This is a genomic window from Pseudomonas sp. NPDC086112, assembly GCF_044746425.1.
Classification (GTDB): domain Bacteria; phylum Pseudomonadota; class Gammaproteobacteria; order Pseudomonadales; family Pseudomonadaceae; genus Aquipseudomonas.
Window position 1 is genome coordinate 2,197 of record NZ_JBIVCD010000094.1, and the last position, 521, is coordinate 2,717.

Annotated in this window: 1 protein-coding gene and 1 pseudogene; both read left to right on the forward strand. The window is 57.8% G+C overall.

What is annotated here, in order from left to right; translation table 11 throughout:
* Positions 1-121 (forward strand): 30S ribosomal protein S15 (locus ACIPLA_RS28125; protein ID WP_401177737.1); only part of this gene is annotated, 121 nt, incomplete at its 5' end.
* Between the two features lie 195 nt (positions 122-316).
* Positions 317-457 (forward strand): annotated as a pseudogene (locus ACIPLA_RS28130) (polynucleotide phosphorylase/polyadenylase); the annotation flags it as partial.
* Positions 458-521 lie beyond the last annotated feature (64 nt).

The window sequence follows — 521 nt, forward strand, 5'->3', positions numbered from 1 at the left end:
CCACTCCCGTCGGGGTCTGATCCGCATGGTAAACCAGCGTCGTAAGCTGCTGGACTACCTGAAAGGCAAGGATCTGGGTCGTTACCAGACTCTGATCGGTCGCCTGGGTCTGCGTCGCTAATAAGCGATTGCGCTAGAGGTTGGTTGTTTGCTGTGTGCCAGCGGGTTTCCCGCCGGTACATGGCAGGCTCCCAGCCTCAAGTTTTATCTGGATAGTCGTTTTACCCTGGACAGGCGTTGGGCCGATTCCCGACATTGCCCAAGAATTTCGCAAGAAGACAAGTTCCCCAAGAGCCACAAAAGAAGGTAGGACACCGTGAACCCGGTAATCAAAAAATTCCAGTTCGGTCAGTCGACCGTTACCCTCGAGACTGGCCGTATCGCCCGTCAGGCCTCCGGCGCAGTATTGGTCACCGTTGACGACGACGTCAGCGTATTGGTGACCGTAGTCGGTGCCTAGCAAGCCGATCCGGGCAAGGGCTTCTTCCCGCTGTCCGGGCACTCGCTGGCAGGGCGTTGCG